General features: G+C 42.2%; 25 protein-coding genes. 13 read left to right on the plus strand and 12 right to left on the minus strand.

Annotation, left to right across the window (positions count from 1 at the left end):
* The first annotated feature begins 15 nt into the window (after positions 1–15).
* The 3 genes from WCP75_RS00300 to rsmA are packed head-to-tail and all read left to right on the plus strand — an operon-like array spanning position 16 to position 2,806.
* Positions 16–972 carry a SurA N-terminal domain-containing protein gene (locus tag WCP75_RS00300; RefSeq protein ID WP_336276264.1) on the plus strand — a complete coding sequence of 319 codons (957 nt, stop codon included), beginning with the start codon at positions 16–18 and terminating at the stop codon, positions 970–972.
* Positions 972–1,982: a 4-hydroxythreonine-4-phosphate dehydrogenase PdxA gene (gene pdxA, locus WCP75_RS00305; RefSeq protein WP_336276265.1), complete on the plus strand. Its 1,011-nt coding sequence runs from the start codon at positions 972–974 to the stop codon at positions 1,980–1,982. Before WCP75_RS00300 ends, pdxA begins: the two co-directional genes overlap by 1 nt.
* The gene (rsmA, locus tag WCP75_RS00310) at positions 1,976–2,806 is read left to right on the plus strand and encodes a 16S rRNA (adenine(1518)-N(6)/adenine(1519)-N(6))-dimethyltransferase RsmA (RefSeq protein ID WP_336276266.1); all 831 of its coding nucleotides are present in this window, start codon (positions 1,976–1,978) and stop codon (positions 2,804–2,806) included. Before pdxA ends, rsmA begins: the two co-directional genes overlap by 7 nt.
* Positions 2,807–2,838: 32 nt before the next feature.
* Here rsmA and gmk read toward each other — a convergent pair whose 3' ends face one another.
* The 7 genes from gmk to WCP75_RS00345 form a co-directional block, all read right to left on the minus strand.
* Positions 2,839–3,504 (minus strand): guanylate kinase, encoded by a 666-nt coding sequence (gmk, locus tag WCP75_RS00315; protein ID WP_336276267.1) that lies wholly within the window; start codon positions 3,502–3,504, stop codon positions 2,839–2,841.
* Positions 3,505–3,581: 77 nt separating this feature from the next.
* Positions 3,582–4,694, minus strand: coding sequence for an endolytic transglycosylase MltG (gene mltG / locus WCP75_RS00320; protein ID WP_336276268.1), 1,113 nt, complete (start codon positions 4,692–4,694; stop codon positions 3,582–3,584).
* A 114-nt stretch (positions 4,695–4,808) separates the two neighbouring features.
* The gene (fabF, locus tag WCP75_RS00325; RefSeq protein ID WP_336276269.1) at positions 4,809–6,071 is read right to left on the minus strand and encodes a beta-ketoacyl-ACP synthase II; all 1,263 of its coding nucleotides are present in this window, start codon (positions 6,069–6,071) and stop codon (positions 4,809–4,811) included.
* A gap of 99 nt (positions 6,072–6,170) precedes the next feature.
* On the minus strand, positions 6,171–6,407 hold the full coding sequence (locus tag WCP75_RS00330) for an acyl carrier protein (RefSeq protein ID WP_317993046.1): 237 nt from the start codon (positions 6,405–6,407) through the stop codon (positions 6,171–6,173).
* Between the two features lie 266 nt (positions 6,408–6,673).
* Positions 6,674–7,411 carry a 3-oxoacyl-[acyl-carrier-protein] reductase gene (gene fabG, locus WCP75_RS00335; RefSeq protein ID WP_336276270.1) on the minus strand — a complete coding sequence of 246 codons (738 nt, stop codon included), beginning with the start codon at positions 7,409–7,411 and terminating at the stop codon, positions 6,674–6,676.
* Positions 7,412–7,429: 18 nt separating this feature from the next.
* A complete protein-coding gene (gene fabD / locus WCP75_RS00340; RefSeq protein ID WP_336276271.1) occupies positions 7,430–8,374 on the minus strand; it encodes an ACP S-malonyltransferase in 945 nt (314 codons plus the stop codon).
* Between the two features lie 73 nt (positions 8,375–8,447).
* Positions 8,448–9,035 (minus strand): undecaprenyl-diphosphatase, encoded by a 588-nt coding sequence (locus tag WCP75_RS00345; protein ID WP_336276272.1) that lies wholly within the window; start codon positions 9,033–9,035, stop codon positions 8,448–8,450.
* Positions 9,036–9,374: 339 nt separating this feature from the next.
* On the opposite strand from WCP75_RS00345, the gene rpsF reads away from it, so the two are divergent.
* The 9 genes from rpsF (at position 9,375) to WCP75_RS00390 (ending at position 18,281) form a co-directional block, all read left to right on the plus strand.
* Positions 9,375–9,776, plus strand: coding sequence for a 30S ribosomal protein S6 (gene rpsF / locus WCP75_RS00350; RefSeq protein ID WP_336276273.1), 402 nt, complete (start codon positions 9,375–9,377; stop codon positions 9,774–9,776).
* Complete coding sequence (rpsR, locus tag WCP75_RS00355) at positions 9,776–10,024, plus strand: 30S ribosomal protein S18 (RefSeq protein WP_336276434.1); 249 nt, start codon at positions 9,776–9,778, stop codon at positions 10,022–10,024. The genes rpsF and rpsR overlap by 1 nt, the downstream gene beginning before the upstream one ends.
* A 159-nt stretch (positions 10,025–10,183) precedes the next feature.
* Positions 10,184–11,164: a hypothetical protein gene (locus WCP75_RS00360; RefSeq protein WP_336276274.1), complete on the plus strand. Its 981-nt coding sequence runs from the start codon at positions 10,184–10,186 to the stop codon at positions 11,162–11,164.
* A 24-nt stretch (positions 11,165–11,188) separates the two neighbouring features.
* Positions 11,189–11,785 (plus strand): 50S ribosomal protein L9, encoded by a 597-nt coding sequence (gene rplI, locus WCP75_RS00365; RefSeq protein WP_336276275.1) that lies wholly within the window; start codon positions 11,189–11,191, stop codon positions 11,783–11,785.
* Between the two features lie 569 nt (positions 11,786–12,354).
* The gene (locus WCP75_RS00370; RefSeq protein WP_336276276.1) at positions 12,355–13,854 is read left to right on the plus strand and encodes a replicative DNA helicase; all 1,500 of its coding nucleotides are present in this window, start codon (positions 12,355–12,357) and stop codon (positions 13,852–13,854) included.
* A 6-nt stretch (positions 13,855–13,860) separates the two neighbouring features.
* Positions 13,861–15,255 (plus strand): DNA repair protein RadA, encoded by a 1,395-nt coding sequence (radA, locus tag WCP75_RS00375; protein WP_336276277.1) that lies wholly within the window; start codon positions 13,861–13,863, stop codon positions 15,253–15,255.
* Between the two features lie 124 nt (positions 15,256–15,379).
* Entirely contained in the window at positions 15,380–15,955 is a 576-nt protein-coding gene (locus WCP75_RS00380) for a CvpA family protein (RefSeq protein ID WP_336276278.1), read from the plus strand.
* 83 nt (positions 15,956–16,038) lie between these two features.
* The gene (purF, locus tag WCP75_RS00385; RefSeq protein ID WP_336276279.1) at positions 16,039–17,529 is read left to right on the plus strand and encodes an amidophosphoribosyltransferase; all 1,491 of its coding nucleotides are present in this window, start codon (positions 16,039–16,041) and stop codon (positions 17,527–17,529) included.
* A gap of 2 nt (positions 17,530–17,531) precedes the next feature.
* On the plus strand, positions 17,532–18,281 hold the full coding sequence (locus tag WCP75_RS00390; protein WP_336276435.1) for an SDR family NAD(P)-dependent oxidoreductase: 750 nt from the start codon (positions 17,532–17,534) through the stop codon (positions 18,279–18,281).
* 45 nt (positions 18,282–18,326) lie between these two features.
* On the opposite strand, the gene pssA is transcribed toward WCP75_RS00390, so the two are convergent.
* From pssA to cysS, 4 genes are all read right to left on the minus strand, one after another.
* Positions 18,327–19,163, minus strand: coding sequence for a CDP-diacylglycerol--serine O-phosphatidyltransferase (pssA, locus tag WCP75_RS00395; RefSeq protein ID WP_336276280.1), 837 nt, complete (start codon positions 19,161–19,163; stop codon positions 18,327–18,329).
* Between the two features lie 8 nt (positions 19,164–19,171).
* On the minus strand, positions 19,172–19,870 hold the full coding sequence (locus WCP75_RS00400; RefSeq protein WP_336276281.1) for a phosphatidylserine decarboxylase: 699 nt from the start codon (positions 19,868–19,870) through the stop codon (positions 19,172–19,174).
* A 96-nt stretch (positions 19,871–19,966) separates the two neighbouring features.
* A complete protein-coding gene (locus tag WCP75_RS00405; RefSeq protein WP_336276282.1) occupies positions 19,967–21,862 on the minus strand; it encodes an ABCB family ABC transporter ATP-binding protein/permease in 1,896 nt (631 codons plus the stop codon).
* 723 nt (positions 21,863–22,585) lie between these two features.
* Complete coding sequence (gene cysS, locus WCP75_RS00410) at positions 22,586–24,094, minus strand: cysteine--tRNA ligase (protein WP_336276283.1); 1,509 nt, start codon at positions 24,092–24,094, stop codon at positions 22,586–22,588.
* A gap of 494 nt (positions 24,095–24,588) precedes the next feature.
* Here cysS and WCP75_RS00415 point away from each other — a divergent pair, with 494 nt between their 5' ends.
* Positions 24,589–24,960 carry a TIGR02301 family protein gene (locus WCP75_RS00415; RefSeq protein WP_336276284.1) on the plus strand — a complete coding sequence of 124 codons (372 nt, stop codon included), beginning with the start codon at positions 24,589–24,591 and terminating at the stop codon, positions 24,958–24,960.
* Positions 24,961–25,165: 205 nt separating this feature from the next.
* Here WCP75_RS00415 and WCP75_RS00420 read toward each other — a convergent pair whose 3' ends face one another.
* The gene (locus tag WCP75_RS00420; RefSeq protein ID WP_336276285.1) at positions 25,166–26,494 is read right to left on the minus strand and encodes a dihydroorotase; all 1,329 of its coding nucleotides are present in this window, start codon (positions 26,492–26,494) and stop codon (positions 25,166–25,168) included.
* Positions 26,495–26,512: the final 18 nt, after the last annotated feature.

Consider the following 26,512-nt stretch of genomic DNA (forward strand, 5'->3'; position numbering starts at 1 on the left):
GAGGTTCTCGTTTACATGGACAAATTTAGAAAACGCATTTCTGCTGTGTTTTGTGTTACGGCTTTAAATGTAGGCAGTCTGTTTTTAAACGGTTTTTTCGTTCCGAAAGTTTCTGCTCAAGTTTCGGTTATCACGACGGTCAATGGTAGTCCCATCACGAATTACGATGTTCAGAGACGCATCGCTTTTCTAAAGTTACAGCAAAAACGAGGGAATCTCCCTGTACAAGCCAAAAGTGAGCTTATCGACGAAGCCCTTAAGAACATCGAAGTAAAGCGCCGTAATATCGAGGTTAGTGATAGTGAAGTCGATAGCGCTTTTGAAAATTTTGCGATACAAAATCGTATGACTGTCGATCAACTCCGTCAAATTTTAATCCAGAGTGATATAACAGTACAACATTTTAAGGATTACATTCGTGGACAAATAGGTTGGGGGCGTCTTGTCAGCGCCCGTTATCAAGCAGAAACAGGCACGCTTACTGAGCAAGAAGCGGTGCATAGGGTATTGAAAAATGGGGGCGTGAAACCCTCGACAAACGAATATACGCTGCAGCAAATTATTTTTGTTATTCCAGCACATCGTCGCTCAGAAATTTTTGAAAAGCGCCGGAGAGAGGCTATCAATTTTCGTACGCACTTTCGAGGATGTAAAAATACCAAAAAGCAAGCAAAAGGTATTTTAGATGTTACTGTACGTGAATTGGGGAAATTTTTGGAACCTCAGCTTCCTACGGGATGGGAACAAGACCTCCACGCGACACCTGCTGGAAAAATGACGAATTTACGAGAAACATCTTATGGCATCGAAGCGCTTGCCGTTTGTCAAGTAAAGAGGGTCTCGAATGATTACGTTTCTCGACTTATGTTTTCCATTCAGGATAATAAACAAAGAAACTTGCAAGAACTTGAAAACTTAGGTAAAAAATATTTAAAGGAATTGCGGCGGGAAGCGCATATTCGAAATTCATAATGGTCGCACTCGTCGTTAGTAGTGGGGATCCTGCTGGTATTGGCCCTGAAATAGTTATAAAGGCGTGGAGTTTGCGCGTTGTACGTCGTATTCCTCCTTTCGTACTTTTAGCCGACCCGGATGTCATCCGTTCACGTGCTCGTTTTTTGCGTATCTGTATCGAGGTGGATTCTGTCTGTATGGATAACCCTGCAAAAAACTTCCAGAAAGCCCTTCCAGTGATACCATTAAAAAACCGACAAAGTGACCGATTAGGGTTACCTTCATCCGATAATGCCGCCGGAATCATTGAAGCAATTAAGCGTGGTGTTCATCTCATACAAAGTGGCCGTGCATGTGCCCTTGTAACTTGTCCTATTTCCAAAAAAGTCCTCTATGATTCTGGATTTGAGTTTCCAGGTCATACAGAGTTTTTAGCCCATTTAGCCCGTGGAGCTTCCAACAAGCGCTATCATCCTGTCATGATGTTATCCGGCCCTAGATTAAAAACAGTACCAGTTACTGTCCATATCCCATTCAATCAAGTTCCCTCGTACCTCACAAGTCAGTTACTCATTCAAACCGCACTCATTGTTGAAAACGATCTAAAAACACGGTTCGGGATAACCGTACCCAGATTGGCTGTCGCAGGACTTAATCCTCATGCCGGAGAAGAAGGCACAATAGGAAAAGAAGACATTGAAATTATTACTCCTGCTGTTGAACATCTTAAAAATAAAGGACTAAATATTGTAGGTCCATTCCCTGCTGATACAATGTTCCATGAACTTGCAAGAAAAACGTACGATGTAGCTATCTGTATGTATCACGACCAAGCCCTTATTCCCATTAAAACGTTAGACTTTGACGCCACTGTCAATGTCACTCTTGGACTACCGTTCATTCGAACTTCTCCAGATCACGGGACTGCTTTTGATATTGCTAATCAGGGAGTAGCTTCCCCTGAAAGCTTTATTGCTGCCCTTAAATTTGCGGACAAACTTGTAAAAAACAGTTCTGTAATATGTTAATAGATGACCTACCTCCTCTTCGTAAAGTAATTGATACATATGGATTGCAAGCTTATAAATCTTTGGGACAAAATTTTCTTTTTGACCTTAATTTAACATCAAAAATTGCTAATCAAGCGGGAGATATAAGAGGAAAACCTGTAATCGAAATTGGCCCAGGACCTGGAGGACTCACACGCGCTTTGCTTGCAAAGGGTGCAATTGTGACAGCGATAGAGCGTGATAAACGCTGCCTACCAGCTCTATTAGATATAGAAAAACGCTACCCACAAAAGTTAAGGGTCATTTGTAAGGATGCGCTTAAACAAGATTTTTCAAAGCTCTTTGATACACACCAAGAAAAACCACGTATTATCGCTAATCTTCCTTATAATATCGGAACGCAGCTTTTGTTAAATTGGCTTTTGACCGAACCGTGGCCTCCTTTTTATGAATCTATGACATTGATGTTTCAGCGTGAAGTTGCGAAGCGTATCATTGCAGTACCTAAGTCTTCCCATTACGGACGCCTTAGTGTGTTAGCAGGGTGGAGAACTGTTGCTAAAATCGCTTTTGATGTACCTCCTCAAGCCTTTATACCGACACCAAAAGTGACTTCCTCTATCGTTCATATCATTCCGCGCGCGCACCCTCTCGCCTGCTCCCAACAAAAACTAGGCTTTGTCACAAAAATTGCCTTCGAACAAAGACGAAAAATGCTTCGCCATAATTTTAAAAACATAGGAGGTGAAGAGCTTTTAAAAAAAGCAGAAATTGAAGGAACACGTAGAGCCGAAACACTATCAATCTCTGAATTTGTAGCTTTAGCCAATTTGGTGCCTTAAAAATCCAAAAATTTTTACTGATAGCAAGAGTGTCAGCTAATTTTTTCGGCAGCAAGCCCATCAATAAAAGATTGTAAAAACAGGTACCGCTCACGCTTCATTGTTTCTGCCTCATAAATCGACTTAATGAGAGAAACAGATAAATTTAGGTCCTCATTAATAACGATATAATCGTAAGAGCACCAATGTAATATTTCTCTTCGTGCATTCTTCAATCTCAGATCAATGACATCCTGACTATCTTCCGCTCTATTACGTAAACGAGAAACAAGCTCCTTCATCGATGGCGGAAGGATAAAAATAGACACAACATCCCTGCGCATTTTTTTTTGTAGCTGCTCTGTACCTTGATAATCAATATCGAATAGCATATCTCGACCAGCACTCAACACACTTTCAACACTTTCACGTAAGGTTCCGTAATAATTTCCGTGAACTTCTGCCCACTCAATGAACTCACCCCTGTCACGCTTACGCTCAAACTCTTCCTTGGAGATAAAATAATAATGCAGGCCATCCACTTCACTGGAGCGTTTTTTCCGAGTCGTCATGCTCACAGAAAGCTCCAATTTCCTATCTTCCAAAAGTAATTGAGAAATAGTTGACTTACCAGCGCCTGAAGGCGAAGAAAGAACAAATAAAAAACCGCGCCGCTGATTTGCTTTTTTAGCACCTGATTCACTATCAAATAATGTCATGTATCGCTCTGCTTTTTTTTAATTTTTTCTGAAATTTTGTATTAAAACTTCACCGACGATGTTTTATATTGAAAGACTTAACGTTCTCGCTTTAATGCACGCCATTTTCGAACATTCGTATTATGTTCTTCTAATGTCCTAGAAAAAACGTGCCCTCCTGAACCATCAGCAACAAAATAAAGCGCATCACTGCTCGGTGAATGTGCCACCGCTTTCAGAGAATCCCGACCTGGATTTGCAATTGCTGTTGGTGGCAAACCATAAATTTTGTAAGTATTATATGGTGTTTCTGTCTCAATATCAGAACGATAAATCGCACGACCCGTAGGTTTTCCTTTTCCACCAAAGAGGCCATAAATTACTGTCGGATCAGATTGAAGGCGCATACGCCTGGAAAGTCGATTATAAAATACTGCGGCAACCTTCGACCTCTCTTCTGCAATCCCCGTTTCTTTTTCCACAATTGATGCTAGTATAACAAATTCATCGATAGATTTTATGGGCAAATCAGGCGAACGAGTGGCCCATATTGCATTGACCAATTTTTCCTGTCCTTCACTCAATCTTTTTATGATCTCTTTGCGTGTTGTGCCTCGAATAAAACGAACAGTGTCAGTCATCAAACTACCTTCCGGGGGCAACACTTCCGGAAGCTCTCCAATCAAAACCTCATTAACAGCTAATCGATCGAAAACTTGTTGAACCGTCAAACCTTCCGGTACTGTGAACGTATATTCAATAGATTTCCCTCTCACGATAATGTCCATAATATCCTGCATCGAAGCGTATGCTGGAATCAAATATTCACCAGCCTTGAGCTGCGTTGTTTTTTGATGATAACCAACACCATAAATAAAAATATCAGACGATCGAATCAGACCGCGTTTTTCAAGCGATGAAGCAATTTCGCGGATTCCCGTGCCGGGATAAATAAGAATAACACTCTCTTCTTCAGCGGGCCCTCCTCCTTCAAAAATGCTTTTTCCAATGTAAAGAGGAATACCCGTAGCAAAAATAATGACCAACAACAGCATCAAAAAAAAATGGCCAAGAATAACCAACGGACTGCGCACGATGTACGATTTTTTATGTTTTTTATGTGCTAGAATGGCATCGTTATTGACCGCTCCACAATTTTGAAGGGAATCATCCGCACCCTTTAATGATTTTTTGTTCTCTATATCAGACATAATTATTGGCCTCAAAAACCTCAGGTACTACAATTCTAAATTCTTGCTCAAACTTTATGAAAAATTCTAAAACAAAGAAAAAACTAAGCGCAGGCAAATAATTAAAGATGTCTGTCATCCCTCAAAACGCTGCATCACCAAAGATGCATTCGTCCCACCAAATCCAAAAGAATTAGATAGAATCGTATTAATTTTCCGTTCACGTGGCCTGTGGGGAACAAGATCAATCTTCGTTTCAATTGATGGATTATCAAGATTTAGTGTCGCCGGAGCTATATTATCCCGTATAGCTAAGATACAAAAAACAGCCTCAGCTGCACCCGCCGCACCAAGTAAATGTCCTATAGATGACTTCGTCGACGACATAGAGACCCGCGATGCATAATTTCCTAAAACGCGCTCAACAGCCGCCAACTCTATGGTATCAGCCATGGTTGATGTACCATGGGCATTAATATAATCGAGGTCGCTCACATTTACTCGTGCACGCTTGAGAGCTGCCATCATACTGCGCTCTGCGCCTTCACCACTCTCAGAAGGAGCAGTAATATGATAAGCGTCACCGGATAAACCATAACCGGTAACCTCAGCGTAAATACGCGCATCCCGTTTTTTTGCGTGCTCAAGCTCTTCTAAAATAACAACTGCAGCCCCCTCCCCCATGACAAAACCATCACGATCAGCATCATAAGGGCGAGACGCCTGCTCAGGATTACTATTGCGACTCGTGGAAAGAGCTCGGCAAGCAGAAAAACCAGCAAGGGATATCCGATTTATCGGAGATTCCGTGCCCCCCGCTGCCATAACATCTGCATCACCAAGCGCAACCAAGCGCGCCGCATCACCAATTGCATGCGCGCCCGTGGAGCAAGCTGTTACAACTGAATGATTAGGTCCACGTAACCCATGTTTGATAGAAACATAGCCAGAAGCGAGATTAATTAAACGCCCCGGAATAAAAAAAGGGGAAACACGCCGCGGACCTTTGTCACGAAGTGTATAGCCAGCCTCAACGATGCCTTCAATGCCACCAATACCCGAACCAATCAACACGCCCGTCCGAATTTGATCTTCATCACTCTTTGGATACCACTCAGAATCGGCGAGAGCTTGATCAGCAGCAGCCATAGCATACACAATAAAAGCATCAACCTTACGCTGCTCTTTAGGCTCCATATACAGATCCGCATTATACGTCCCGTTCGTTCCATCTCCCAAAGGGACGCGCGCAGCAATTTGACACGGCAAGTCAGACACATCAAACTCAGTAATACGCCGAACACCGCTCCTCCCTTCAAGAAGCCGTCTCCAACTACACTCCACATCACCAGCCAACGGAGACACTAGTCCCAAACCAGTAACAACAACACGCCTCATACTTTCAACCTTGCACCAAGAATCCCCCTCCGAGGATACATTCTCGAAACATACCCCAAACGATACGGACAAAGCACCTCGTGCTCCCACCATCAGCCATTAAGCAGAAGCTTTATCAATGAACTTTACTGCATCACCAACGGTAAAAATTGTTTCAGCAGCCTCATCTGGGATTTCCACGCCAAACTCCTCTTCAAAAGCCATAACGAGCTCGACCGTATCAAGGCTATCCGCTCCCAGATCATCGATAAAGCTTGCATTTTCCACTACCTTATCCGCATCAACACCAAGATGCTCCACGATAATCTTTTTAACGCGCTCTTCTGTATCACTCATGTTGAAATCCTCAAATTTGTTTTCCTATAACTAACTAACTGTACCGGGCCATTTAATAAACTAATAAAGCAACAGATGCATTACTTTAAAAAAGTCTGCAGTGATTTAAAACATCTTGTGCATACCCTTTATAAAACAAAACACCCTAATATTCAGATAATACATTGACCGCCCACCATTTCAAAAAAAATAGACGTACCTTTCTATTTCATTCGTTATTACTAAAATAATACGACCTATAAATCAATGTGGAATGAAGCAAATACTTAAATCATTGCCATACCGCCATTAATATGCATCGTTTGACCTGTCACATATGCTGCCTCATTGCTCGCTAAGTAGACAGCCGCGCAGGCTATCTCTTCCCCCGTTCCCATACGCTTCATTGGTATGGCGGCCATGATACCTTCCTTTTGCTTTTCATTAAGTTTATCAGTCATCGCAGACTTGATAAATCCCGGAGCAATACAATTGACGGTAACATTCCGCGATGCAATTTCTTGTGCCAACGCCTTAGAAAACCCAATTAAACCAGCTTTTGCAGCAGAATAATTCGTTTGCCCAGGATTTCCAATAACGCCCACAACAGACGTTACGTTAATAATCCGTCCATAACGCCGCCGCATCATAAAGTGTATTAATTCACGTGTTAGCATTGAAGCAGCCGTCAGGTTGATTGCTAAAACGTCATCCCAGTCGTGGTCTTGCATGCGTACAAAAAGTCCGTCTCGTGTAATCCCAGCGTTATTCACAAGGATATCGACGCCGGCCATTTCCCTTTCTGCCACCTCAGCCAACTGCTTAACAGATTCTCGCTCAGAAAGATCAGCCGGAAAGACGAAGACGTCTTTTCCGAGGTCAGCAGCGATTTCTTTGAGCTTGTCTTCACGCGTTCCATGGAGACCAATAACTGCTCCTTGCGCGTGAAAAGAACGTGCGATCGCTTCTCCGATCCCTCCCGATGCTCCCGTAATAAGAGCTTTACGACCTGTTAATTTAAACATTTTTCAGCCTCCTCAAAGTTAAGCGCCGAGCACCCTTAGTGCTGCTTCTATTTCTTCGGCAGTTCCAACCGTCAACCCATTTATGTTTTTATTAATACGACGAGCTAAACCCGTTAATACTTTCCCAGAACCAATTTCAAAAAGCGTATCGACTCCACTAGCACCAATCCACTCTATCGTTTCGCGCCACCGCACCCTTCCAGTAACTTGATGAACGAGAAGTGCTACAATACGCTCTAGATCTCTCTCCGGAGCAGCTGAAACATTTGCAACCAGAGGAACAATAGGTGACTTCTTCTCTACAGTCAAAAGCGAACTCTTCATGATATCAGCAGCAGGCTGCATTAAGGCCGAATGAAAAGGTGCAGAAACCGGGAGAAGAATCGCACGCTTAGCACCTTTTTGCGATGCAACCTCTACTGCTGCTTCAACTGCCTTTGTTTTTCCTGAAACAACAATTTGCTTTCCACCATTATCGTTGGCGATCTGGCATAACCCATTTCCTGAAACAATTTTGCAAATTTCTTCAACGCAATTCTCATCCAGACCAATGAGTGCGGCCATCGCCCCTTCGCCAACAGCAACAGCAGACTGCATAGCATTTCCACGAATCCGCAAAAGCCTTGCCGTATCAGTGAGGCCAAATGTGCCGGCAGCACAGAGGGCTGAATATTCACCTAAAGAATGACCAGCAACAAATTTTACCTTTGATTCTATATCGAGCCCCAGATCTTCCATTACACGGACAACCGCAATGGATACAGCCATCAATGCTGGTTGAGCATTCATTGTTAACGTCAAAACGTCTACTGGCCCTTCAAAAATGATATCTGACAATTTTTCGCTTAGAGCATCATCCACTTCCTCAAAAACCATGCGCGCTGCAGCAAATTGTTCTGCAAGCGCTTTTCCCATACCGACAAGTTGGCTTCCCTGCCCTGGAAAGGTAAATGCTGCCACCATCAATCGTCTCCTAAATTACACAATTGCATCAATTCTTTTGATCTCATACGAATAAGAATCAGAACAAAGTAACTCATTTGAACCGAATATCTACCTTGAAGTTATATTTCAATGGTGGAATTTGATATAAAAATTCAGGAAAATGTGGCACTAAAAATCGGATAACACCCCAACTCACGAAACTTCCTAAAATTACACCAGCCAAAACATCTAAGGGATAATGTACTCCAACGTAGACACGCGCCCAGCAAATGAGGCATAAAAACACGGCTGCGAATCTAAAGGTAACCCTGTACCGATAAAAGTAAAGGCCCGCTGCATAAGACACAACTGTCAAAGCGTGATTACTAGGAAAAGAGGCTGTTGCTCGATGCTCAATTAGTGGCAGCGCCAAACCTGAGATAAATGGACGTGGGCGAAAATAAAAAAAGGAAATAAGGTAGCCTATAAAAAGAGCTGCACAAATACTCACACAAATACTTAACGTTGTACGCCGTTCCGTATTTCCACCACAAAACCAAAGTAAACAGAGGTGTATGGGGATGATGTAAATTAGAAACTTTGCACAAAAAATACCGAAGAAAGCAAAGACCTCCCGTGACTGCGAGTTTCTAGCAAGGACTCCAAAAAGTTCGGTGTCTACGTGGCCTATGAAATCCATCCTTATTTCCTTTATCTTTTGGTTTTGCATTATAGCCCTCTGTATAAGCTAAAGCGTATAAAAAAGTACCAAAACCTGATAAATTGCATTTTTTATGAACATAAACTTGCTATTTTAAAAGATAAGCTGTAAATGTCGGATGTTCGTTGCCGGTATTTTGGCTGGGGGTTGAACGGAGGGCTGATAAGCAGGAAGTATAATGCTTCCGACCTCCCGTGTCTCCGCTCTCGAATGTCTCTAATTGTGAACGCGCCATTTCTTCTTTGGATATCCCAAAAAGACAAGTCGCAGAGGCTTTGCGCTAAAACCGGTTGGATTTAATTGAAGAAAGGCAAAACAATGGCTCTTTATGAACATGTGTTTCTTGCCCGACAGGACATCGCGCCGCAGCAAGTTGATGAACTTCTGAGTGTATATAAGGACGTCATTGAAGCGCACGGTGGAAAGGTTGGGCGTGTAGAAAATTGGGGTCTCCGCTCCCTCGCTTATCGTATTCGTAAAAATCGTAAAGCTCATTATGTACTGATTAACATTGATGCACCTGCCGCAGCGATTGCGGAAGTTGAGCGTCAAATGCGCATTAGCGAAGATATCTTGCGTTATATGACCATCCGCGTAGAAAAGCACGAAAAAGGGAAATCACCTATGCTCTCACGCCTTGATCGCAGTGCTGGCCAAGACGAAGAGCGCCCTCGCTATCAGCGTTATCAGCGTGAAAATACTGCGGAAGGAGTAGAATGATGACTGATGCTAATCAAGCTGCAATGCGTCGCCCTTTTCATCGTCGTCGGAAAATATGCCCTTTCTCAGGTGCAAATGCTCCCAAGATCGATTATAAAGACATCAAGTTGTTGCAGCGCTACATTTCAGAACGCGGAAAAATTGTCCCTTCACGGATTACAGCCATCAGTCAGAAAAAGCAGCGTGAATTGGCTAAAGCTATCAAGCGTGCCCGTTTTCTTGGCTTACTTCCATACGTTATAAAGTAAGATATCAGATATACATTGTGCAGTTGGAGAATTTTTCAGCTGCTCTTCTCTTTAGTTCAGTGACGTATTTTGGTTGCTCACGTACTTTGAAGTGTATACAATATTCTAGAGGTTGGGGTGTTACAGCGCCTCTAACTGCAAAAGCAGGACAGCAGTTAAATGGAAAACTTTCATGCTTACAAGGTAACAACCGGTGTTCTGGCGGGGTTGTTTGTTGTTGTTATCGGTATGGCCGTTATCGGCGTTTCAGGCGTCGCATCTTATTTCTCGTTTTTTCTTTGTTGCTTTCTTTCGCTTCCAATTTTTATTGTTGCTTTCGGCTGGGGAACGCTAGCTAGCTTCGTTTCTTTAATCAGTGCTACCATCATCCTCATCATAACCACCAACATTTATATTGGTTTTGGTTCTATGTTGTTATTTTTTCTTCCTGCCGTCTATGCTTCCTGGCTCCTCGGACTTGCACGACCATCGCACAAAGAAGATACACTGATATGGTACCCGTTATCATCTGTCATTTTTCATTCAACCAACTTTATTGCTCTCACATCGAGCCTCATCGGCTTCTACATTCAAGTTCATCCATCCACACCTGTTATCGCAAAGAAAATCACAGCGCACATGATTCAAGCCGTGCAACAATCCCAATCTGTAAAGGGAGCTGATATACTTGCCTTTAGCGAGCTTTTAATGACGCACACAGCCACCTTGGCTGCTATTGCTTTGACTGTTTATAGTTTAATTTTTCTTATCGGTAACCTCTATTTTTCCATGATAGCAGCACAACGTATGAAATGGCTGAGGAGGCCTCCCGACGATTGGGGACACACTTTCCGTCTTCCAATTCTTGGGCTTGCTATTTTCATTTTTGTTTGTGCAGCGTCGATGATTGAACTGGGTTTCATTCTGAACCTGAGCACACGCGCTTTCGCCACCGCGTACACTGTTTCCTTGTCAATCAGTGGTCTAGCATATCTCCACGATATTACAAAAGGCGTGAATGGTCGAATCGTCATACTATCCCTCGTGTACATTAGCATTTTAACCGTTATTTTTGCACCACCTGTTTTTTTCATGACGCTATTAATGGGCATCTGGTCAACTATCCAATACCATCTTCGGTCACATAACAAATTTCACTAAATTTACTATTCGAAAGGAAAAACTATGGACATTATTTTACTTGAACGTATCCCCCATCTCGGTCAGATGGGTGATATTGTCTCAGTTAAAGACGGTTATGCACGCAACTTCCTCTTGCCTCAAGGCAAAGCCTTGCGCGCAAATGAAGCTAACAAAAAATACTTTGAAATACAGCGTGCACAACTCGAAGCTCGCAATCTTGAACTCAAGAGTGAAGCACAAAAAATTGCCGAAAACCTTGATGGTAAATCATTCATTGTTGTTCGCTCAGCTGGGGAAACTGGGCAACTTTACGGATCTGTATCGACACGTGATATTTCTGGAATTATAACAGCTAATGGCTTCTCTATTGGACGCAATCAGGTTGAGCTTAATCACCCAATAAAAACCATCGGGCTTCACACTGTCAGTATCCGCTTACACCCAGAAATTCAAGTTTCTGTTACCGTTAACGTTGCACGTTCAGAGAATGAAGCAAAGCGTCAAGAAGAAGGTGAAAATCTCACCTCCATTGAAGCAACATACGATGCTCAGGGCAGTTCGTCGACAGAAAATCAAGAAGAATTTCTCTCAGAAGAAGAAAATGGTAACGATGAAAACAGCGTGAATAAAAAAATTTAATTGCTTTTTACCTTTTTTCGTCTTCAACTTCTCTATTCAATACGCGTAGAATACTCAGTTACAGAAGCTGAGTATTTCTTTGTTGCGGTGACCAAAATAAAGCTTTGCGAAAATACTTTCCTCTTCAGCGTATTGTATCAGAGTGTTGAGTGCTGAAAATATGGTAAAACAGCGCGACAAATGCCTTAAAAGCACCCCATTAGCGCGCGGATGAAGGGCCACTTCAATCCCAAACACACTATAGAAAAAAATCCCGTATCCCCGTGCTATGTACCATAAAGATCGGATAATTGACAGAAAATGTTGATTCTTTGTTACATAACATGAAAATACAATTCAACACCCATTAAGGAGACTGGAAGCAGTAGCTTTAAAAATCGATCTAATATTTTTCTTAAATTTTGAATTATAACAGATAGAGATAAAGTGCATTACGTATGGGTAGTAGAAACTACTGAACAGACAGCGGAAAACGAAAGTATTGTAAAAATTAAAATTATATTCTAATCCGAGATAAATAAAGATCTTTAACCCTGACTTTTTAATGCACGCTGATTGGAAGACATGCCATGCAAAAAACAAGTATCGTCGATCTCAGCTCTTCACAGAAAGAAGATTCTCCTTCTTTCAGACAGCCCCCGCATAATATTGAAGCTGAACAAGCGTTGCTTGGTGCAATTCTTATCAACAACGATGCGCTGGACCTCGTTGCGGATTTTCTAAAACAGGAACACTTTTTTGAACCATTGCATCAAAGAATCTACGATATTTTATCTCGGATGATTGAAAAAGGAAAACTAGCAAATCCAATTACTATCAAGCCATTTCTTCCAGCCGAAGAAAAAATCGGAGATATCACAGTATTTAATTATGCCGTCCGTTTGGCAAAAGAAGCAGTAACGATTATTAACGCTGAAGATTATGGACGGGTTATTTACGATCTTTTCATTCGGCGAGCCCTAATTAATCTTGGGATCCAAGTCGTCAACACGTCCTTCGAAGCTCCTGTAGAACTTACGACAGCACAACAGATTGAAACCGTCGAACGTCGTTTATTTGAATTAGCGGAAAAAGGAAAATACGGTGGCGGATTCGAAAACTTCAGTGTATCCGTAAAAAAAGCTATTGATATGGCAAACGCTGCAAAAAAGCGTTCTTCACGATTGTCTGGGATAGCTACTCGCATTAAAACGCTTGATGAACAAATGGGCGGACTGCAACCATCTGATTTGATTATCCTGGCTGGACGTCCTGGCATGGGGAAAACCTCGCTCGCTACCAATATTGCTTTTAATATTGCTAACGCTTACAATAGCACTCAAACAAATGATCCTTTATTAAAAAATGGTGGAGGCATAGTCGGTTTCTTTTCACTCGAAATGTCATCAGAACAACTTGCAACGCGTATTATTTCTGAACAAGCAGAGCTTTCTTCTTCTGATATTCGGCGTGGTAATCTTTCAGAAGATCAATTTTCAAAAATAGTCGGCGTAATGCACCGCCTGCAACATTTGCCAATCTATATCGATCAAACGGGGGGAATATCTATTGCACAGTTAGCAGCTCGTGCACGGCGTTTGAAACGACAACGTGGCCTAGATGTATTGATTATTGATTATATACAGTTAATGACAAGCAACTCGAAGCGTTCGTCTGAAAACCGCGTCCAAGAAATTACGGAAATTACGATGGGATTGAAGGCACTTGCCAAAGAATTAAATATCCCCATTATCGCTCTCTCGCAACTTTCACGCCAAGTTGAAAATCGGGTAGACAAACGCCCACAACTTTCGGATTTGCGCGAATCCGGCTCAATTGAACAAGATGCAGATGTAGTTCTTTTCGTGTATCGCGAAGTGTATTACTCCAAAAACGAAGAACCGAAAATGGGAACTGATGAACACAAAACTTGGCAGCGTAAGATGGAAGAACTTTTTGGAAAAGCCGAAATCATCATTGCAAAGCAGCGCCACGGTCCGACTGGATTGATTAGGCTTGCTTTTCAACCCGATTTTACACGTTTTAGCGATTTGGCAGACGAAAAATATCTTCCAGAACAAACTGGCTAAATTTTCATGGCACGCTCCCGTATACAATTTATCTGCCAAAACTGTGGTACTGTTCATTCAAGATGGGCTGGAAAATGTAACTCTTGTGGAAAATGGAACTCCCTCGCCGAAGAAAGCACGAATAACGGCATAGGCGGTGGCCCTGCACAAAATGTTCGTAAGGGACGCATTGTCACACTCACATCTTTTTCTGAAAATATTGAAGACACCCCGCGCATCCATTCTGGTATTGCTGAACTTGATCGCATTACAGGAGGGGGGTTTGTTTGTGGATCAGCGCTGCTTGTTGGTGGCGATCCAGGTATTGGAAAATCAACTTTGCTAACACAAACAGCAGCCGCTTTATCAAGAAAGGGGCACCACGTCATCTATGTTTCAGGCGAGGAATCTATTGCACAAATTTGCTTACGCGCGCAAAGGCTGGGTGTTGAAAATACAGAGGTCAAGCTAGCAGCCGAAACGAATGTTGAAGATATTCTTGCAACCTTAAACGAACATAAAAAACTTGATATGGTTATTGTTGATTCAATTCAAACCCTCTGGTCAGATGCAGCTGATTCAGCGCCTGGAACAGTTACACAAGTGCGCATAAGCGCCCAAGCGATGATCAGATTTGCGAAAAAAACGGGAGCAACAGTTATCCTTGTGGGACATGTCACAAAAGATGGACAAATTGCCGGGCCTAGGGTTGTCGAGCACATGGTTGATGGCGTTTTTTACTTTGAAGGCGAAGGTGCCCACCATTATCGAATACTCAGAACTGTTAAAAATCGCTTTGGGCCAACCGATGAAATTGGCGTTTTCGAAATGTCTGATAAAGGATTACGGGAAGTGACCAATCCATCTGAACTTTTTTTGAGCGAACGAAATGAAAAAGCATCAGGTATTGCTGTTTTTGCTGGAATGGAGGGAACGCGCCCAATATTAGTAGAGATCCAAGCGCTTGTTTCTCCCTCATCACTGGGAACTCCGCGACGCGCTGTTGTCGGATGGGATGGAAATCGCCTTTCAATGATTTTGGCCGTCCTGGAAGCCCATTGCAACATTCGATTCGGCAAGCATGATGTTTATCTTAACGTTGCGGGCGGGTATCGAATATCAGAGCCGGCAGCAGATATGGCTGTTGCGGCAGCTTTAGTATCTTCCCTTTCAAACATCCCTCTCCCCACTGATTGTATATATTTCGGTGAAATAGGACTCTCAGGTGACATCCGCGCTGTAGCGCACTCAGGACAACGCATTTACGAAGCAAAGAAACTCGGCTTTCGAGGGTCTGTTGAACCTATAGCGACAGCAAAAATAGTGAAATCGCAAAACTTTCAACAAAAAACATTCTCCAACCTCACCGAATTAATCGCCACCATTGCCGCAGAAAAAAAACAAACTGCTCTGCACACATAACAATACCGAAAAAATTGTACAAAGTGCAAAAGATACCTGCTATAAGCACAAAAAATAGCGTAACCTAGATATACTTGCGTACTTATTCGAACAGAATACAATTTTACGCACAAGGAATAAACAAATGATCATAACTATCCTTGACGGAGTTGTTGTAGTAATCGTCTTATTATCTGCCCTTCTTGCCATGCTTAGAGGATTTTCACGTGAAGTGTTATCTTTAGTTTCTTGGGTGATCGCAGCTATTGCTACATTATTTTTCTTCAAGCCCGTATTACCCTTCTCTGAGCAGTATATCTCTAATAAAATGATTGCATTAATCGTTACATTAACCACGCTTTTTGTTATTATTCTGATTATTACTTCTATTATTACAATGAGAATTTCTGATTATATCATTGATAGTCGAATTGGCATACTTGACCGTAGTATTGGTTTTATTTTTGGAGCACTTCGTGGTTTATTGATTGTAGTTATTGGCATGTTGCTTCTTGATGCACTTATTAAACCTGAACAACAATCTGACTGGCTAAAAAACGCAAAAACGAGACCAACATTGGACTTATTGGGCACAAAAGTTTTAAATGTTCTTCCCAAAAATTTTGACTATGTATTTGAAAAAGCAGAACAATTTTTTAAAAGAGACGACATAAATGATAGTCGCTCTCAAAAACATATACCCCAACAAAACCAAAGATAACCTATTATTTATTGGGAAAAAGATTCAAATAATAAATAATACAGAATGTCAATAATTTATCATATCATGATAGAAAGAATACGATGATGAAAAGCGATACTCCTTTTCAAGAGTTTTCACTGAACGACGATACTCTTCATGAAGAGTGTGGAGTTTTTGGTATTCTTGGGCATAAAGACGCAGCAACATTAACAGCCCTAGGTCTCCATGCACTTCAACACCGAGGGCAGGAAGCAGCCGGAATTGTTTCATATCATGATAAAATGTTTCACCAAGAAAAACATTTGGGCCTTGTCGGTGACCACTACACCAATCCCGCGACTCTTTCTCGCTTACCGGGAGATCGCGCTATCGGACACACCCGTTACTCCACAACTGGAGAAGTAGCATTACGTAATGTGCAGCCTCTTTTTGCCGAATTAAAAGCCGGGGGTATTGCGATTGCTCATAACGGAAACCTCACAAACGGTCTTACATTACGTCGTGAACTCATCGCTTCTGGTGCTATCTGCCAATCAACATCAGACTCAGAAGTTTTTCTTCACCTCATCGCCCGTTCGCGCTATGAATCTTCATCCGACCGCTTTGTCGACGCCATTCGGCAAGTAGAAGGTGGATATGCCATGCTAGCATTAACACGAACCAAGCTCATTGCTGCACGTGATCCGACTGGAATTCGTCCACTTGTAATGGGAGAACTCGATGGAAAACCTATCTTCTGTTCCGAAACCTGTGCACTAGACATCATAGGAGCAAAATACGTCCGTGACGTTAAAAACGGAGAAATTATCGTATGTGAAATACAAAAAAACGGAGAAATTACTAAAAAAGTCATAAAACAAGGAGCAGAAAAGCCAGAGAGGCTTTGTATTTTTGAGTATGTTTATTTTGCTCGACCCGATTCAATAGTTGGGGGGCGTAGTGTGTACGCAGTACGTAAAAATATGGGAACCCATTTAGCGCGAGAAGCACCCTGTGAGGGTGATGTTGTGGTCCCCGTGCCCGATGGTGGAACACCTTCAGCAGTTGGCTACGCACAAGAAATTGGAATTCCCTTTGAGCTTGGCATCATTCGTAACCACTATGTTGGCCGTACTTTTATTGAACCGACACAACAAATTCGCGCGTTTGGGGTGAAGTTAAAGCACTCTGCTAACCGCTCAGTTATCGAAGGAAAGCGTGTCATTTTGATTGATGATTCTATTGTACGTGGAACAACATCCGTCAAAATTGTACAAATGCTTCGAGACGCAGGCGCAAAAGAGGTTCATATGCGTATTTCTAGCCCTATGATTTTTTACCCCGATTTTTATGGTATTGATACACCCAAGATCGAAAACCTTTTGGCCAACAAATATCCAGATTTAAAGTCCATGTGTGATTTTGTTGGAGCCGATTCGCTAAAGTTTCTCTCAACAGACGGTTTGTATCTTGCTGTAACGGGACAAAAACGAAACAATGCCGCCCCGCAATTTACTGACCATTATTTTACAGGAGACTATCCTACATACCTCGTTGATCGGGAAAATACCCACAATATTCCCCAATCATCTGTTCTTAAAACAAGAGATTAATGATGAAAAAAACTGACTTTAGCCTTCAAGGACGCGTTGCACTTGTCACAGGAGCTTCAAGAGGAATTGGTTATCATTTAGCATTAGAGTTAGCAGAACGTGGTGCTCACATCATTGCCATTGCACGCACAATTAGCGGCTTGACTGAACTTGAAAGCCAAATCCAAAAAAGGGGTGCTTCTGCAACACTCGTTCCACTTGATTTACATTTCATGGAAGATATTGATGCTCTCGGCGTCTCTATTGCTGAGCAATGGAGCAAACTTGATATTATGGTGGCAAATGCGGGAATCCTCGGAAGACTTTCAAAAATAGCTGATATCGACAGCACGATCTTTGAAGACGTTTTTCAAATAAACCTTTTTAGCCAATGGCGTTTGATAAAAGCGGTTGACCCCTTATTGCACAGATCTGACGCTGGACGAGCCATTCTATTGTCATCAAGCGTTGCACATCTTGCACGCGCTTCTTGGGGACCTTATGCAGCTTCTAAGGCTGCCTTAGAAATCGTTGCTCGCTGCTGGGCAGAAGAAGTCAAACAAACCAATATAAAAGTTAATTGCGTCAACCCAGGAGCAACACGCACCGCCATGCGTGCGCAAGCTCTGCCTAACGAGGACCCTACAACCCTGCCCTTACCTCGAGAAGTTGCAAAAAGAATAATATTTCTATCATCGCCTAATTTAAAAGAAACGGGAAAACTCTTTGATGTCCACAAAAACCAGTTTATGAATTATCATGCACCGTGTTAGTCAACGCTCTCAGCCAGGCATTTTTCGGATCAAAAACTAAAAATTTTACGTTTTTTCAGTGAGTTGATTGTCAATGTTTTTTTCTTCCAAAGCAGCTCGTTTATTATAAGCCACGAAACTACAGGGAAGAAATATCATATAGCTAATCGCTGTAATCAATAAGGTATGCCACGTATAAGTTGCCAAGAAACCGACGTAAATAACAATAATGAGCATAAACGGTATAATAATATCCCGCCTCAAATTTTGATCAATTGATTTCGCATTCCATACCGGCAGGCGGCTAACAAAAAGAAAAGCTATGACCACGGTATAGAGGCTGAAAAACAATGCCCACCTCCAACTCGGAGTCAAACCAATAGCTCTCAAATAAATAGGCAATAAAAGCAACAACGCCCCAGCTGGTGCAGGAACGCCGACGAAGTAGTTACCTTGCCACTTAGGTACATCAGCGTTATCCAGCATCACGTTGAAGCGAGCTAATCTTAAACAACAAGCAACACAATAAACGAGCGACGCGATCCAGCCAACTTGATGGACCTGAGCCAAAATGAAAGAATAAATGATGAGCGCAGGCGCTACACCAAAATTAACAACATCGGCAAGAGAATCCATCTGAGCTCCAAATGATGAACTACCGTTCATTAAACGAGCGATTCTTCCATCAGCACAATCCAAAACTGCCGCCAAAAATACCATCAAAATAGCGGCCTCGTAGCGATGCTCAAAAGCCAAACGTACACTACTCATCCCCGCACAAATCGCTAAAATGGTAATAATATTAGGAATGACATACCGCATTGACGTAAGAGAACGCCGCCGCGCAACATCATCATGCTGCCCTTCAGGATTAAACGAAGAAAATAGCGAAAAAATTCTCATTATTCAACCTAATCAAATCTGAAACCAGTTACCGTACTTTGATCATCAAAAGAACCTAAAATTGTCTCTCCGGCGACAGCCGTCTGACCAACGGCAACGTACAACTTAACCCCCATCGGAATGTAAATATCAAGGCGAGAACCAAAACGAATCATCCCAAAACGCTGCCCAGAAACAACAGAGTCATCCTCCTGAGACCAGCAAACAATCCGCCTGGCTATCATGCCCGCTATCTGAACCACACCAATTTTGCCGTATTTGCTATCAATCACTATCCCATTTCGCTCATTATACTTGCTAGCCTTATCAAGTTCAATATTGGCAAAACAACCCGGATGATAAGCAATGGACTCTATCGTGCCATTTATGGGAATACGATTGATATGACACGAAAAAATATCCATAAACACAGAAACGCGGACCATTTTCTCCTTACCTAATCCCAATTCCTCGGGTGGAATACATGGCTCGACGAAAGAAATACGCCCATCAGCGGGGGACATAATCCAACTTGGATTCAAAGGTACCACACGATGCGGGTCGCGGAAAAAATATATACACCACATCGTTAAAACAAGACCACACCAAAATAAAGGACCCCATACCCAACCAAGAACGAGCGAAATAGCGAAAAACGCTATAATAAAAGGGTAACCTTCTTTATGAATTGGCACAAAGCCGTTATGGATAGATCGTAGAATACTCATTTAATTTCCTATTCACAACTCAACAAGTAATAAACTTCTCTTCTTCCCCCGTCGCGTATTAGACCAACTATTCCAGTATACACAAGGTCGACTGCATCAATCAGCGCGTTCTTCTTTACGATTAACAACACCCAATTCGTCTTCTTCACGCATTTTACGTAATTTTTCTTCAGCCTGCGACGCTTCTAGCTGTTTATTCCACATTGAAGCGTATAACCCCTTCTTATTTAAAAGCCTAGCATGTGTCCCTCTTTCAATAATATGCCCGTTTTTGAGAACTAATATTTCGTCAGCATTAATGACAGTAGATAAACGGTGAGCGATGATCAACGTCGTGCGCCCCCGACTCATAGCATCCAGTGCTTGTTGAATCTCTTGCTCCGTCGCAGTATCAAGAGCCGCTGTTGCCTCATCTAAGATAAGAAGAGGGGGAGCCTTTAGCAATGTCCGTGCAATAGCTACGCGTTGTTTTTCACCGCCTGATAATTTCAGTCCACGTTCACCCACCATAGACTGAAAACCATCCGGAAGCTTGTCGATAAACTCAGATAGCTGTGCCATTTTAGCAGCGTAGTACATCTCTTCATCTGTAGCATTCGGGCGCCCATAACGAATATTGTACGCAATTGTACCATTAAACAAGACTGTATCCTGTGGCACCATACCAATGGCCTCACGCAGACTTTTTTGAGTTACGTCTCTGATATCCTGCCCATCAATCGTAATTTTTCCTTCATCAACGTCATAAAATCGGAAAAGCAACCGAGAGATAGTTGATTTACCGGATCCCGATGGACCAACAATCGCAACTGTTTTCCCCCCGGGAACTTCAAAATCAATACCTTTGAGAATTTGGCGTGCTGGATCATATGCAAAACTCACCTTGTTAAACCGGATTGTACCGGAACCTACAACCAATGGTTTTGCATCTAATTTATCAACAATTTCTTGCTTAACGTCCAAAAGATCGAACATCGCCTCGATATCAGTTAACCCCTGTCGAATCTCGCGATAAACCGAACCAATAAAATTTAGCGGCATAGAAATCTGCATTAAAAGCGCATTAATAAAAACGAAATCTCCCAAAGTCTGTGTCCCATGAAAAACTTCATATGCCGACATCAACATTAAAATAGTCATCCCAATACTAAAAATCAGGGACTGACCAAAATTAAGCCAACTCAACGATGTCCAAGTCTTCGTAGCAGCTTTTTCATAATCCGCCATAGAAGAATCAAACCGACGAGCTTCCAGAGTTTCATTGCCAAAATATTTAACTGTTTCAAAATTTAAGAGAGAATCAACAGCGCGCGTATTAGCCTCAGTATCCGCAGTATTCATTTTTTCTCGAATACTGATGCGCCAATCACTCGCCTTAATCGTAAACCAAGTATACGAACCAACTGTTACAACAATTATGAGGAAATAGCGCCACCCATAATTTATGTAAAATACGAGCGCTGTCAGGACAAATTCTAAAACTGTCGGTGCTGTATTTAGAATTGAAAATCTGACTATAGATTCAATTCCCTTTGTACCCCGTTCAATTACACGAGAAAGCCCACCTGTCCGCCTTTCCAAATGAAACCGCAAAGACAACCCGTGAATGTGCACAAAAGTCTTATAAGCCAAGTTCCGGATAGCATATTGACCAACGCTTGCAAAAAGAGAATCGCGTAACTGATTTAATCCGGCTTGAACGACGCGTGCAGCATTATACGCCAAAATGAGCATCACGGATGCAACCCAACTGGACAATAACCACGTAGATAGCTTAAAGCTTGCACCAATTGAATCTGTAGCATATTTGAAAAAATACGGTACAGATACGAGAACGAGTTTTGCTAAAATAAGATAAAATACCGCCCACATAACGCGCATTTTTAGATCGCGCCGATCTGCAGGCCACATATAAGGCAACAAATTATAAAGTGTGCGAAAAACCTGACCTGTATCTGATGATACAGTTTTTATCGTTGTATTTTGTTTCATAAAATCCTTACTTTTTTGTCGATACATCCAATAGGCCCAACGGAGCCCCCTGCAGCTTTTTGCAGGTCATATCGCCTCTTTCACATCACACGCTTTTAGCAAACCGCGCGTGCCCTCCTTAGAAAATTAAAGCGTTTCAAAAAAGGAATAAGAAACAATCTACAACAAAATCATCATTTTGTTTTGCGTCCTCACGCCATTTTTCTATGGAAAAATCCTCGATCACTACATGCTTTTTCTCGATTATACCTAAAGCTACTTTCCTAATTTACCGATACATCTGGAACTCTCATTCGAAAACCACTATATCACGAGAGCAGCGGTCCCTCTTCCTTTCCTTTAAAATAGCAAGACAACCGTCGCCGCTCCTCAAGAGCTTGATCTCGCACTTCGCACATCGAAAGCACGAACACACTGCCCAAAACCGACGGGAACCCATCAGTGAAGTGAGGGACACAGTACCAAAAAGCTCGCAAAATCCTAAACAAACAGGGCAAAAAACAACTAAGCGCCCACCGAGACTCTAGCCTACAATATTTCTCTTAACAATACCATCACCAAAAATTCCTCACGGAATAACCCAGCGAAATCTGTCCAAAACCACCGCCCCTCCCGCAACTGCCAAAAACCGGAGACAGATACAAAACGAATACAAGAAGAACCGGCGACAACACGAAAACCCCAAAAGCCTACCGCTCCTTGGGATAGCCACCACACCGCAGACTACGACCCCTTTATCTCCCACACAGTCACGCGCTCACCAGTCTGTGGATCTTTTTTATCCTTTAACGAGACCCCCTCAACAGAAAGTTCATCACGAATTGCATCAGCAGCCGCCCACTCTTTATTATGGATAAACTGCAACCTTTCGGCAATGCGTCGATCAATATTTTTTTTGTCAAGAGAAGTTTTTTTCATAAATAATGGACACTCTAGTTCTTTAACCCATTCTTGACGCAATAATCCCAATAAACTCATCCCGCTCGCGAGAGCTGCAGTGTTCCCTTCTTTGTAAAATTTACGCAAAACAGCTATCGCATTCGGAGTATTAAGATCATCACTTAATGTACTAACAAAAAAATTATCAATAATTTTATGCTTCTCAAAACACTCCCTCTTACGACGAAGTAACTTATACCAACGATAAAGCTCGCCGCTGGACCGTGATAAACGCTGAACTGTCCAGTTTAGTGGTTCACGATAATGCGTCTGTAACATCGAAAAACGCATAGATAAACCGGCCCAATTTTGTTTTATTTTATCGGTTAAACCCTCACTAAATTCAAGAAAATCACTTTCTAAAATAGAACGAATAGTGATAAAATTTCCGAGACTTTTAGACATTTTTTTGCCTTCGATTTGCAAAAAGCCGTTATGCATCCAAAAATTAGCCATCCGGTCAGTTCCAAAAGCCGCACAACTTTGTGCAATTTCATTTTCATGATGAGGAAAAATCAAATCGCTTCCGCCACCGTGAATATCAAAAATATTTGCTCTCAGATCATCACAGGCCAAACCGCCCCCGTAGGGAATTAAGAGCTTCGCCATAGACATTGCAGAACATTCAATATGCCAACCTGGACGCCCTAAAACAGGAATCCCTGCTGGAGATGCCCAACCCGGCTCTCCTTCTTCAGAGGGCTTCCACAAAACAAAATCCATCTCTTCTCTCTTGTAAGAAGCAACATCAACGCGCGCACCTGCCCTCATTTCATCTAACGGGCGCCTTGCAAATGCACCGTAATGAGGGTGTCGCTTCATACTGCTCACAGAAAACAATATATGATTTTCTGCTTTATAAGCGTGTCCCCTTTCAAGCAGCCTTTCAATGAAAGAGCGCATCTCGTCTAAATGATCCGTCGCACGCGGCTGACTAGTCGGTGGTAAACAGCCGAGCGCCACTGTGTCCTGTTGAAATTGAAAATACGTACGCTCAGTTAATTTGCGGATGGCATCATTAAGTGACAATTCAGGATATTCGCAAGCCGCGCGTGCATTAATTTTATCGTCCACATCTGTAATATTACGAGCGTATACAACATGATTACTTCCATACACATGACGCAGTAAGCGAAATAAAACATCAAAAACGACTATAGGACGTGCGTTTCCTATGTGAGCATAATCGTAAACTGTTGGACCACAAACATAAAGACGTACTTTATTAGCGTCTATCGGTGTGAAATTTTCTTTTTTACGTGTAAGCGTATTATAAAACCGCAATTCCTTCATAATCATACTCCGCCAGAAATACCAATCGCTGCTCTTTATAGGTAGGTATCATCCAAGGTTTATCGTATCAGGGGAATTTAGGTCAAAAGTTTTTATATTCTGTGTAAACAATTTCGTAGTTACCTTACTTTGTTCTGCATACATATCGCACCTACCGTTTATCATCCATCCATAAAAATAATACCATTTTGTCTAATTTAAATTGAAAAATAGCATTCTATTGATTAGGTCATACGCTTTTATCGATAACAAAACTTTTCATAGAGGAGACTTTTGCTGCGTAAATACAATACACACTCACGTGAAAAATAAATTCGCGCAGAAAATGAAGACAAAGTTTAGGCATCCCTGCGTTATTCGCACACTATGAGCTCATAAAAAGGTTCACTACTGACAGTGTAATGGTGTTCGCGCCATCTTCAACATGTGTTTAATAACGAATCCACCCTATCTATAAGATCAAGCAGAAACTGTTTATTAAAGGGGAATATTAAATGCGTAAAATGTTAATTAGTGTTACTATTCTTACATTTCTTTTAACCACAACGCCAACTTTTTCGCAGCATCGTCCGCTGTATGATACAAAATTGCTACGACTCGCAGAAATTCTAGGTTCCTTGCATTATCTCCAGAATCTTTGCGGTATCCCAACAAATCGATGGCATAATTACATGAAAACATTGATTGAAACAGAAAAACCAGCCCCAAAAAGACTTGCCTATTTCTATCAAGCATTTAACGAAGCTTATCGTGCTTTTTCAGAAAGCTACCATGATTGCACGCAATCAGCAGCTGAAGCAAGCCAAAGATACATCAAAGAGGGCAGAATATTATCCGAGAATCTCCTCTTAAATCCGAGAAATTAGCCCGTGATAATCGCCAAGCTCCCAGTTTATATTGCGAATACTCCTGAAACAAAAGGCGAATGGAACAATCTGAAAACCCCGTATAGACAAGATCACCTTAACCACGAGAGAGAAACCCCTCAACGCACTCGTATCTATGAATGACATCGCCACAAGCACCTTTTACATTCACAACCCTATAGCCGCTCCATCAGCTTTAATTTGGTCACGCCAAAGCTTCCATAAATTTGATGGGCTCGCCCCGTGCAGGTGTTACAATTTCACCTTCCCACATAACCCGCATACCACGGACAATAGTTCCAACAGGCCAGCCTTTAACATTTTTTCCATCATACGGCGTCCAACCTGCGCGTGAACCAATCAATGCATTGGTAATAATCCCTTCCCGCTTAAGATCAACAATGGTCAAGTCAGCATCATATCCAACAGCAACACGCCCCTTGCAACTTATGCCAAAAACACGACTAGGACCATGTGAAGTAAGATCAACAAAACGTTCAATAGATATCTTTCCTGTATTTACATGTGTAAGCATAATTGCTGCTGTCGTCTGCACACCCGTCATACCCGAAGGAGAAGAAGGATAGGTCTTATATTTTTCTTCAAGCGTATGTGGAGCATGATCCGAACCTAAAATATCGACAATACCCTGCTGGACACCGTACCAAAGAGACTCACGGTGACGACTCTCACGGATAGGAGGATTCATCTGAATTAATGTACCAAATCGCTGATAATCATCAGCAGTTAAAGTCAAATGATGCTGAGTAACCTCAATTGTTGCTATATCCTTATGATTTTTCAAAAAATCAATCTCTTCCTCTGTAGAAAGATGTAGCACGTGGATGCGAGCCTTCGTTTCATGCGCAATTTTAACCAAACGTCTCGTACACTTTAGTGCAGCAACTTCATCACGCCAAAGTGGGTGCGACGAAGCATCTCCTTCGATGCGCAACATTTTTCGCTCATTAAGCCTTGTTTCATCTTCAGAATGAAAAGCAGCGCGACGGCGTGTGTTTTTCAGGATTAGGCGCACACTTTCATCATCATCGACCAAGAGATCCCCTGTAGAAGATCCCATAAACACCTTTATTCCCGCAGCGCCAGGGAGCCTTTCTAATTCGGCCAATTCATGCGCGTTTTCACGCGTCCCTCCAATCCAAAACGCAAAGTCACAATGCATCCGATGAAGTCCACGTTTAACCTTATCGGCCAATGCTTCCTCTGATGTAGTCAATGGGTTGGTATTAGGCATTTCAAACACCGAAGTAACGCCCCCCAAAACAGCAGAATATGAGCCACTTTCTAAATCCTCTTTATGCTCACTACCTGGCTCGCGAAAATGAACTTGGCTGTCGATAATCCCCGGTAAAATATGGAGCCCTGTACAATCAATCACCTCGCCAGCAGATCCACGTGTAAGATCGCCAATTTCAGCAATACGGCCATTTATGACACCGACATCACGTTTACTGCTTCCATCGTGATTCACGAGCGTCGCGCCTTTAAAAATTGTATCAAATGTTTTAAACATGACCGTGCTCCTTACATA

The sequence above is a fragment of the Bartonella numerosa genome, from assembly GCF_037070845.1.
In the GTDB taxonomy this organism is placed as follows: Bacteria; Pseudomonadota; Alphaproteobacteria; order Rhizobiales; family Rhizobiaceae; genus Bartonella.